The organism is Pseudomonas deceptionensis (assembly GCF_900106095.1).
Classification (GTDB): Bacteria; Pseudomonadota; Gammaproteobacteria; order Pseudomonadales; family Pseudomonadaceae; genus Aquipseudomonas; species Aquipseudomonas deceptionensis.
Window position 1 is genome coordinate 5,086,277 of the sequence record NZ_FNUD01000002.1, and the last position, 8,777, is coordinate 5,095,053.

The following is an 8,777-nucleotide window of genomic DNA, read 5'->3' on the forward strand; positions in this document are numbered from 1 at the left end:
TTTCATAGGTATCTGTCAGTTGTTGTGTGCTTCAGCAAGCAGACGTCATAGCGCTGATATCAGATTTTTTACAGTCCGAAGCTTCGCACAACGCCAGATTTATTCCACAGCACAGGCAGGATTTTTCCTAAGTGTTCAGGCGAAGCGCTGGTCCAGAACTGTGGTTCGCGGGATGGGCCCACCGCCAGCAAGTCTTGTTCCGTCAATAAACGCTGAAGCTGACGCGCCACGGCGGCGCCGGTATCAATCAGGCTGATCGAAGGTGGGAGCATCTGGCTGAGCAGAGGCTTGAGGAAGGGGTAATGGGTGCAGCCCAGAATGATGGTGTCGCACCCCGCCGCCAGCAAAGGCTCTATGTAGCCTTTTAACAAGGTGAACAAGGCATCGCTGTGCAGGTCGCCGGTTTCGATCAGTTCCACCAGGCCGGGACATGGCTGGGTAATGACCCGGACATCGTTGGCAAAGCGGTCGAGCAAGGCGGCAAACTTGGCGCTTTGCAACGTGCCGGTGGTTGCGAGCACGCCCACCACACCGCTGCGCGTGGCTGCCGCGGCCGGTTTGACGGCGGGTTCCATACCGACGATGGGCCACTCGGGGTACAGCTGACGCAAGTCTGCAACCCCGGCCACTGTCGCGGTATTGCAGGCCAGCACCAGGGCTTTGGCGCCCTGGCGCTGGAAGAAATCAGCCACTACTGCGCAGCGCTGGCGAATAAACCCGGGGCTTTTTTCGCCATACGGGATATGCCCACAGTCCGCCACGTAGAGCAGCGACTCGTTGGGCAACAGGGTGTGTATTTCCTTGAGGACCGACAGGCCACCGACGCCAGAGTCGAAAACCCCAACCGGCGCCTCACTCATGGCCAGCTCCGCACACGCTGCACGCCGGGTCACGCTTGACCCGCAATTCGCGAAAACGTGTGCCCAAGGCATCGATCAATAACAGTCGACCTACCAGCGGTTCACCAAAACCGGCCAGTACCTTGAGCGCTTCAAGGGCTTGCAAGCTGCCGACCAGCCCTACCAGCGGGCCAAGCACGCCGGCTTCGCTGCAGGTCAGTTCCTCTTCGCTCCCGTGCCCGTACAGGCAGTGATAGCAAGGGCTTGCGGGCTGACGCGAATCAAACACCGACAATTGCCCCTCAAGGCGAATCGCCGCACCACTGACCAATGGCTTGCGCGCCGCGACACAGGCCCGGTTCACCGCTTCGCGGGTGGCAAAGTTGTCGCAGCAATCGAGCACCAGATCCACGTGGGACACCGCCTCGTTCAACGAGTCGGCATCCAGCGCCGAACGGTGGCCGACCAGCTTGATGTGCGGATTTATCAGGCGCAGCCGGCGCAACGCCGAGTCGACCTTGCTCTCACCAACATTGGCGGTGTCGTGAATAATCTGGCGCTGCAGGTTGGTCAGGTCGACGCTGTCGAAGTCGGCCAGATGCAGCTCACCGACACCGGCCGCGGCAAGGTAGAGCGCGACGGGCGAACCAAGCCCGCCAAGGCCGATAATCAGCACACGGCTGTTTTTGAGTTTCAACTGGCCATCGATATCGACCTGTTGCAACAGGATCTGCCGGCTATAGCGCAACAGCTCCTCATCGGTCAGCACGGCAGGCGACCCAACGTAATGCGTTCGTGCCCGCCCAGGTCCTTGCGGCTTTCAACCTGTGCATAACCTGCTGCCAGCAACAGTTCGCGAACGGCCTGGGCCTGATCGTAACCGTGCTCCAGCATCAGCCACCCGCCTGCATTCAAGTGCTGCGCCGAAGCGCAGATGATCTCGCGTATATCGTCCAGGCCATCAACACCGGCGACCAGAGCGCTTTCGGGCTCAAAACGCACATCGCCTTCAGCCAGGTGCACGTCACCGGCGGCAATATAGGGCGGGTTGCTGATGATCAGATCAAAACGCTGGTCGGCCAAGGCGCTAAACCAGTGGCTGGTAAACACCTTGACGTTTTCAAGCTGCAAACGCTGACGGTTACGCTCGGCCAGCGCCACGGCTTCAAGTACGCGGTCAACCGCGGTGACTTGCCAGGCGGCGCGCTCGCTGGCCAGCGCCAGGGCAATGGCCCCGCTGCCCGTGCCCAGGTCAAGAACCCTGGCCGGGCTGGCAGGCAGCAGTTCCAGCGCCGTTTCGACCAGCAGTTCGGTGTCGGGACGCGGGATCAACGTGTGCGGCGCCACTTCCAGATCAAGGTTCCAGAAACCCTGCTGCCCCAGAATGTAGGCCACCGGCTCACCGGCCCGACGACGCAACAGAAACTGCGAGAAGGCCAATGCCGCTTCGCTGCTGACAATTTTCTCTGGCCATGTGTGCAAGTAACTGCGCGACTTGCCCAGGGCGGCAGCCAATAGCAGCTCCGCATCAAGACGGGCAGTTGGCGAGTCAGGCAGTTCAGCAGCCCGTAACAAGCTGGCAATAATAGTCATTTATTCACCCAGGGCGGTCAGTTGATCAGCCTGAAACTCCGCCAATAATGGCTCGATAACGGCATCAACGCCGCCAGCCAGTACGTCATCCAAGGAATACAGGGTCAGGTTGACGCGATGGTCGGTCACTCGCCCCTGCGCGAAATTGTAAGTGCGGATCCGCTCGGAGCGATCCCCCGAGCCCACCAGCGATTTGCGCTCGCTGGCAATCGCATTGGCCGCAGCACTGGTTTGCTGGTCATTCAACTTGGCGGAAAGCCAGGACATCGCCCGCGCCCGGTTTTTATGCTGGGAACGCTCTTCCTGGCACTCCACCACTATGCCCGAGGGCAAGTGCGTGATACGGATCGCCGAGTCAGTCTTGTTGACGTGCTGACCACCCGCCCCCGAGGAGCGGTAGGTATCGACCCGCAAATCCGACGGATTGATCTCAATGGCTTCTTGCTCATCCGGCTCAGGCAATACGGCCACGGTGCAGGCAGAGGTGTGGATACGACCCTGGGATTCGGTGGCGGGGACGCGCTGCACGCGATGTACACCCGACTCGAACTTCAGCTTGCCGTAAACATTCTCGCCTTCGACGCGAGCAATGACTTCTTTATAGCCGCCATGTTCGCCGCTGTTTTCTGACAGGATTTCCAGCTTCCAGCCACGACGCTCGGCGTAACGGGAATACATGCGAAACAGGTCGCCGGCAAAAATGGCCGCTTCATCGCCACCGGTCCCGGCGCGAATTTCGAGGAATACGTTGCGCCCGTCATTAGGGTCTTTAGGCAACAGCATGCGCTGCAAGTCACCTTCAAGCTCGACCAGGCGCTCTTTGGCTTCGCGAACTTCTTCGACCGCCATTTCACGCATGTCCGGGTCGCTATCCTTGAGCAACGCCTGTGCGCCTTCAAGGTCTGCCTGTACTTTCAGCCACAGCCCGTAAGCCGTAACAATGGGTTCAACTTCGGCGTATTCCTTGGAATAGGCGCGGAATTTGGTTTGATCAGAAATGACTTCGCCATCGCCAAGCAATGCGGTCAGTTCTTCAAAACGGTCCTGGAGGATGTCCAGCTTATTAAGCAGTGACGCTTTCATTACTATTTTTTATCCGCAGAGCTATGCGAGGAGCCCTCACCGAGGGCAAAAAGTTCTTGGGCCATGGCCAGCGCATCGAGGCGGCCTTCGGCAGAAAGCTTCTTCAGCTGGACGCTGGGTGCGTGCAGCAACTTATTGGTCAGACCGCGCGCCAGCTGTACCAGTACGTCTTCAGGGTTGCTGCCGTTGGCGAGCATACGCTGGGCTTTTTGCAGTTCTTCGTCGCGCAAGCGCTCGCTTTGCTGGCGGTAGGCCTTAAGCACATCGACCGCAGCCAGCTCACGCAAACGCACCATAAAGTCGTCAGCGCCAATGCTGACCATCTCTTCTGCCGCCTGAGCTGCGCCCTGACGACTCTTGAGGTTTTCGGCAACCACCTCGTGAAGATCATCGACGGTATAGAGGTAAACGTCGTCCAGCTCGCCGACTTCCGGCTCGATATCGCGGGGAACAGCAATATCGACCATAAAAATAGGCTTGTGCTTGCGCAGCTTCAAGGCGCTTTCGACCGCGCCCTTGCCCAAGATCGGCAACTGGCTGGCGGTGGAACTGATAACGATATCGCTATGCACCAGCTCTTGAGGGATGTCCGACAGCAGCACCGCGTGGGCTCCGAACTGTGCAGCCAACGTGCTGGCGCGCTCCAGGGTACGGTTGGCCACCACGATACGCTTGACCCCCAGGTCGTGCAGGTGACGGGCGACCAGGGTAATGGTCTCGCCCGCACCGATCAGCAAGGCCTGGCTGCGCTGCAAGTCGCTGAAGATCTGCTTGGCCAGACTGACGGCGGCAAAGGCCACAGACACCGGGTTTTCACCGATGGCGGTGTCGGTGCGCACCTGTTTGGCCGAGTTGAAGGTTGCCTGGAACAAACGCCCCAACAAAGGCCCTACGGTGCCCGCCTCACGTGCCACGGCGTAGGCCGATTTCATCTGACCGAGGATTTGCGGCTCGCCCAACACCAGCGAATCCAGGCCTGAAGCCACACGCATCATGTGACGAACGGCAGCATCGTCCTCATGGACATAGGCACAAGCCCGCAATTCTTCGAGGCTGAGGTTGTGATAATCCGCCAGCCACTTGAGCACACTGTCAGGCGAAAGGTGGTCCTGCTCTATATAGAGCTCACTGCGATTGCAGGTGGAGAGGATCGCAGCTTCGCGACTGTCGGTTAGGCGGCAGAGCTGCTGCAAGGCCTCAACCAACTGCTCTGGAGTAAAAGCCACGCGCTCGCGGACGTCTACTGAAGCAGTCTTGTGGTTAATACCGAGTGCGAGGAAGGCCATTCAAGATCGCTGATGATGACGAGAAGCCGACAATTGTCCTACTTCGCCAGATTGAGAACAACCATTGCTGACTATTGTCTCTATAGTTAACGTCTGTTGAACACATCATCAGCCCCCGGATATCGATAGTCGCACCTGCTAGGGTTTGCGTCATCGCATGTGTCATGATGCCCAAACCGCAGGTAAGTCGCCCTTCTCCTATATGAATAGATCCTCCGCGTTGCTCCTTGCTCTCGTCCTCCTTGGTGGCTGTCAGGTCCTGGCTCCCACGTCCCCGGAAGATTCATCCGCGGCCGAAGACGTCACCGCCGCCCCGGCAAAGCCCACCGTCTACAGCTCGTTCAGCGAAGAAACGCTGTACAGCCTGTTGAGCGCCGAGCTGGCCGGTCAACGTAATCGTCTGGATATCGCACTCGATAACTACGTGACCCAGGCAATCAATACACAGGACCCCGGCATCTCCGAGCGTGCTTTCCGTATTGCCGAGTATCTGGGCGCCGATCAGGCCGCACTCGATACATCGCTGATCTGGGCCAGAAACGCCCCGGACGACCTTGAGGCGCAACGCGCTGCCGCCATTCAGTTGGCGCGCAATGGTCGCTATGACGACTCCATGGCCTACATGGAAAAAGTCCTGCAAGCCAAAGGCGACACTCACTTCGACTTCCTGGCCCTGTCAGCGATAGAAACAGATGCCGATACCCGTGCGGGCCTGCAAAAAAGTTTTGATCGCCTTCTGATCAAGCATCCGGACAACGGCCAGCTGATTTTCGGCAAAGCCTTGTTGATGCAGCAGGACGGCGATGCAGAAGGCGCGCTGAAGCTGCTGGAAAAAAACCCGCCACAAGACGGTGAGGTTGCCCCGCTTCTGCTGCGGGCCCGCTTGCTGCAAAGCCTCAATCGCGGCGATGAAGCACTGCCACTGCTGAAAAAGAGCATTCGCCAATACCCCGACGACAAGCGTCTGGGGCTCACCTACGCCCGAACCCTGGTCGAACAGAACCGAATGGGCGAGGCCAAGGTGCAATTTGCCAGCCTGGTCCAGCAATACCCCGAAGACGACGAACTGCGCTTCTCCCTGGCGCTGGTCTGCCTGGAAGGCAAGGCCTGGGACGAGGCTGAGGGTTATCTGCAAGAACTGATCGAGCGCGACAGCCATGTTGATTCGGCGCATTTGAATCTGGGCCGTATTGCCGAAGAGCGCAATGACCCCCAGGGCGCGCTCACCGAGTACGCACTGGTAGGCCCCGGCAATGACTACCTGCCGGCACAACTGCGCCAAGCAGATATTCTGGTCAGTCACGGTCGTGGCGCCGAAGCGGCCCGCAAGCTGGCAGCAGCCCGCGATACGCAGCCCGACTACGCCATTCAGCTTTACCTGATCGAGGCCGAAACCCTGGCAGCGAACAACCAGACCGATCGCGCCTGGAATGTGCTGCAACAGGCACTCAAGCAATACCCGGACGATTTGAACCTGCTGTATTCACGCGCCATGCTGGCCGAGAAGCGCAACGATCTTGGTCAAATGGAGCGAGACCTGCGCACCATCATCCAGCGCGAACCCGACAACGCCATGGCCCTGAACGCGCTGGGCTATACGCTGTCGGACCGGACCACCCGCTACGCCGAAGCCAAGGCGCTGATCCAGCAGGCCTACGACCTGACCCCGGATGACCCGGCAGTGCTCGACAGCCTGGGCTGGGTAAATTTCCGCCTTGGCAACCTGGATGAGGCCGAACGCTTGCTGCGCCAGGCCCTGGAGCGCTTCCAGGATCAGGAAGTCGCCTCTCACCTCGGTGAGGCGCTGTGGGCCAATGGCAAACAGCGTGAAGCCAAGCAAATCTGGGCCAAGTTCCTTAAAGAGAATCCTGACAGCCCTCTCCTGCGCAAAACCATCTTGCGCCTGACCGGATCCGAGAATCTTTAATCATGTTTATCGTCATTTGCGACACCTGATCGCTTTTAGCCTGATCGCCCTGCTCGCCGGTTGCGCGGGCTTCGGCGCCCGCGAATCGGTGGAGGGCCATGGCAGCCCTGCCCTGTGGTCTGCACATAAACAGCAACTGACCCAACTCGACGGCTGGCAAATCAACGGCAAAGTCGGCATTCGCGCCCCTAAAGACTCAGGCAGCGCCACGCTGTTCTGGCTGCAACGTCAGGACTATTACGATATTCGCCTTTCCGGGCCGCTGGGCCGGGGGGCTGCACGCCTGACCGGACGCCCGGGAAATGTAACTCTGGAAGTTGCCAATCAGGGCCGCTATGGAGCGCCAACCCCGGGAAGCCTTGCTGGGCGAACAACTGGGCTGGAGCCTGCCGGTGGTCACATCTGGTCTGGTGGGTACGCGGCTTGCCTGCGCCCGGCAGCAAAAGCCGCGTGACACTGAATGCCGATAGCCGCCTGGCCAACCTGGAGCAGGATGGCTGGAAAATCGAATATCTGAGCTATGTAGAGCAAAAACGGCTTCTGGCTGCCTGAGCGGGTAAAGCTGCACGGCCCGGATTTGGACGTCACGTTAGTGGTTAAAGATTGGCAACCTCGCCTGTTGGGTCAATGAGATGCAAGCCATTTAGATAAAAAAAATCTCATTTTGCCCTCCCCGGCGAAATTGAATTTGATGCTGCACATCCTGGGTCGTCGAGAAGATGGCTATCACGAGCTGCAAACACTGTTTCAGTTCCTCCGATTACGGCGATGAAATGAGCTTTGCCGTGCGGGACGATGGCGTTATTTGCCTGCACACCGAATTCCCCGGCGTCCCTCACGACCAAAATCTGATCGTGAAGGCGGCAAAAAAACTTCAGGAACAATCCGGTTGTACCCTGGGGATCGATATCCGGATCAAAAAAGTGCTGCCCATGGGTGGCGTATCGGCGGCGGCAGCTCAAATGCTGCAACCACCCTGCTGGGGCTCAATCATCTTTGGCAACTGGCCTGGGATGAAAGAGCAACTGGCAGCGCTGGGCTTGAGTTTAGGGGCAGACGTTCCGGTTTTCGTGCGTGGACACGCCGCATTTGCTGAGGGTATCGGTGAAATTCTTACGCCTGCAGAACCGGAAGAACCCTGGTATTTGGTACTTGTTCCGCAAGTATCTGTAAGTACTGCAGAAATATTTTCAGATCCTTTGTTGACACGTGACTCTTTGCCCATTAAAGTGCGCCCCGTTCCCAAGGGAAACAGCCGAAACGACTGCGAAGCAGTAGTGAAGGAGCGTTATCCAGAAGTACGTAACGCTTTGAATTTGTTAGGTAAATATACCGAAGCAAAATTAACTGGAACTGGAAGTTGTATATTTGGGGCCTTCCCAACGAAGCAGATGCTGATAAAGTGCTGCACCTTCTGACAGACACCCTTACAGGGTTTGTAGCAAAAGGAAGCAACGTTTCGATGTTGCATCGCAAGCTACAAGATCTGGCAAAGGAAACGGGTACACGGTACTCGTAGCAACAGATACAGGGGCGTCGCCAAGCGGTAAGGCAGCAGGTTTTGATCCTGCCATGCGTTGGTTCGAATCCAGCCGCCCCTGCCATTTCTTATACTCATCCAGGTTACCCTCAGCCTTCAGGTACTGCGCGTGTCCAAGATGATGGTCTTTACGGGGAACGCTAACCCCGATCTGGCTCGGCGTGTCGTACGTCAGCTGCATATCCACTCGGTGACATCTCTGTCGGCAAATTTTCCGACGGCGAAATTACCGCTGAGATTAATGAAAATGTCCGCGGTAAAGACGTTTTCATCATTCAGCCGACTTGTGCTCCGACCAACGATAACCTGATGGAACTCGTCGTGATGGCTGATGCCTTCCGCCGCTCCTCAGCTACTCGTATTACTGCTGTTATTCCTTACTTTGGTTATGCCCGTCAGGATCGCCGTCCGCGTTCCGCACGTGTAGCTATCAGCGCGAAAGTTGTTGCTGACATGCTTACCGTAGTCGGCATCGATCGTGTTCTCACGGTTGATTTGCATGCTGACCA

Annotated in this window: 9 protein-coding genes, 1 tRNA gene and 1 pseudogene; 6 read left to right on the plus strand and 5 right to left on the minus strand. The window is 58.0% G+C overall.

Translation table 11 applies throughout. The annotated features are described in order from the left end of the window. Window positions 1–68: 68 nt before the first annotated feature. From murI to hemA, 5 genes are read right to left on the minus strand one after another with little or no spacing between them, the layout of a single operon-like run. Window positions 69–860 (minus strand): glutamate racemase, encoded by a 792-nt coding sequence (murI, locus tag BLW11_RS23560; RefSeq protein WP_048360121.1) that lies wholly within the window; start codon window positions 858–860, stop codon window positions 69–71. After that, window positions 853–1,608 (minus strand): molybdopterin-synthase adenylyltransferase MoeB, encoded by a 756-nt coding sequence (locus BLW11_RS23565; protein WP_048360122.1) that lies wholly within the window; start codon window positions 1,606–1,608, stop codon window positions 853–855. Before BLW11_RS23565 ends, murI begins: the two co-directional genes overlap by 8 nt. Then, the gene (gene prmC / locus BLW11_RS23570; RefSeq protein WP_048360123.1) at window positions 1,602–2,432 is read right to left on the minus strand and encodes a peptide chain release factor N(5)-glutamine methyltransferase; all 831 of its coding nucleotides are present in this window, start codon (window positions 2,430–2,432) and stop codon (window positions 1,602–1,604) included. Before prmC ends, BLW11_RS23565 begins: the two co-directional genes overlap by 7 nt. After that, window positions 2,433–3,515 (minus strand): peptide chain release factor 1, encoded by a 1,083-nt coding sequence (gene prfA / locus BLW11_RS23575; protein WP_048360124.1) that lies wholly within the window; start codon window positions 3,513–3,515, stop codon window positions 2,433–2,435. Window positions 3,516–3,517: 2 nt separating this feature from the next. Further along, the gene (gene hemA, locus BLW11_RS23580; protein WP_048360125.1) at window positions 3,518–4,801 is read right to left on the minus strand and encodes a glutamyl-tRNA reductase; all 1,284 of its coding nucleotides are present in this window, start codon (window positions 4,799–4,801) and stop codon (window positions 3,518–3,520) included. A gap of 202 nt (window positions 4,802–5,003) precedes the next feature. Between hemA and BLW11_RS23585 the strand changes: the two genes are divergently transcribed. The 6 genes and pseudogenes from BLW11_RS23585 to prs form a co-directional block, all read left to right on the plus strand. Then, entirely contained in the window at window positions 5,004–6,728 is a 1,725-nt protein-coding gene (locus tag BLW11_RS23585; RefSeq protein WP_048360126.1) for a tetratricopeptide repeat protein, read from the plus strand. Between the two features lie 16 nt (window positions 6,729–6,744). Then, window positions 6,745–7,182: a lipoprotein insertase outer membrane protein LolB gene (gene lolB, locus BLW11_RS23590; protein WP_279626635.1), complete on the plus strand. Its 438-nt coding sequence runs from the start codon at window positions 6,745–6,747 to the stop codon at window positions 7,180–7,182. After that, window positions 7,179–7,280 carry a hypothetical protein gene (locus BLW11_RS24225; protein ID WP_279626636.1) on the plus strand — a complete coding sequence of 34 codons (102 nt, stop codon included), beginning with the start codon at window positions 7,179–7,181 and terminating at the stop codon, window positions 7,278–7,280. The genes lolB and BLW11_RS24225 overlap by 4 nt, the downstream gene beginning before the upstream one ends. A 221-nt stretch (window positions 7,281–7,501) precedes the next feature. Continuing rightward, window positions 7,502–8,146: a 4-(cytidine 5'-diphospho)-2-C-methyl-D-erythritol kinase gene (gene ispE / locus BLW11_RS23595; protein WP_074836906.1), complete on the plus strand. Its 645-nt coding sequence runs from the start codon at window positions 7,502–7,504 to the stop codon at window positions 8,144–8,146. A gap of 111 nt (window positions 8,147–8,257) precedes the next feature. Then, window positions 8,258–8,332: transfer RNA gene (locus BLW11_RS23600), tRNA-Gln, on the plus strand. 45 nt (window positions 8,333–8,377) lie between these two features. Continuing rightward, a pseudogene (gene prs / locus BLW11_RS23605) lies at window positions 8,378–8,777 on the plus strand (ribose-phosphate diphosphokinase); the annotation flags it as partial.

Excerpts from the sequence above, each read along its gene's own strand:
- murI (WP_048360121.1), bottom strand. The coding sequence starts at position 860 with ATGAGTGAGGCGCCGGTTGGGGTTTTCGACTCTGGCGTCGGTGGCCTG.
- prmC (WP_048360123.1), bottom strand. The coding sequence starts at position 2,432 with ATGACTATTATTGCCAGCTTGTTACGGGCTGCTGAACTGCCTGACTCG.
- prfA (WP_048360124.1), bottom strand. The coding sequence starts at position 3,515 with ATGAAAGCGTCACTGCTTAATAAGCTGGACATCCTCCAGGACCGTTTT.
- hemA (WP_048360125.1), bottom strand. The coding sequence starts at position 4,801 with ATGGCCTTCCTCGCACTCGGTATTAACCACAAGACTGCTTCAGTAGAC.
- BLW11_RS23585 (WP_048360126.1), top strand. The coding sequence starts at position 5,004 with ATGAATAGATCCTCCGCGTTGCTCCTTGCTCTCGTCCTCCTTGGTGGC.
- ispE (WP_074836906.1), top strand. The coding sequence starts at position 7,502 with ATGAGCTTTGCCGTGCGGGACGATGGCGTTATTTGCCTGCACACCGAA.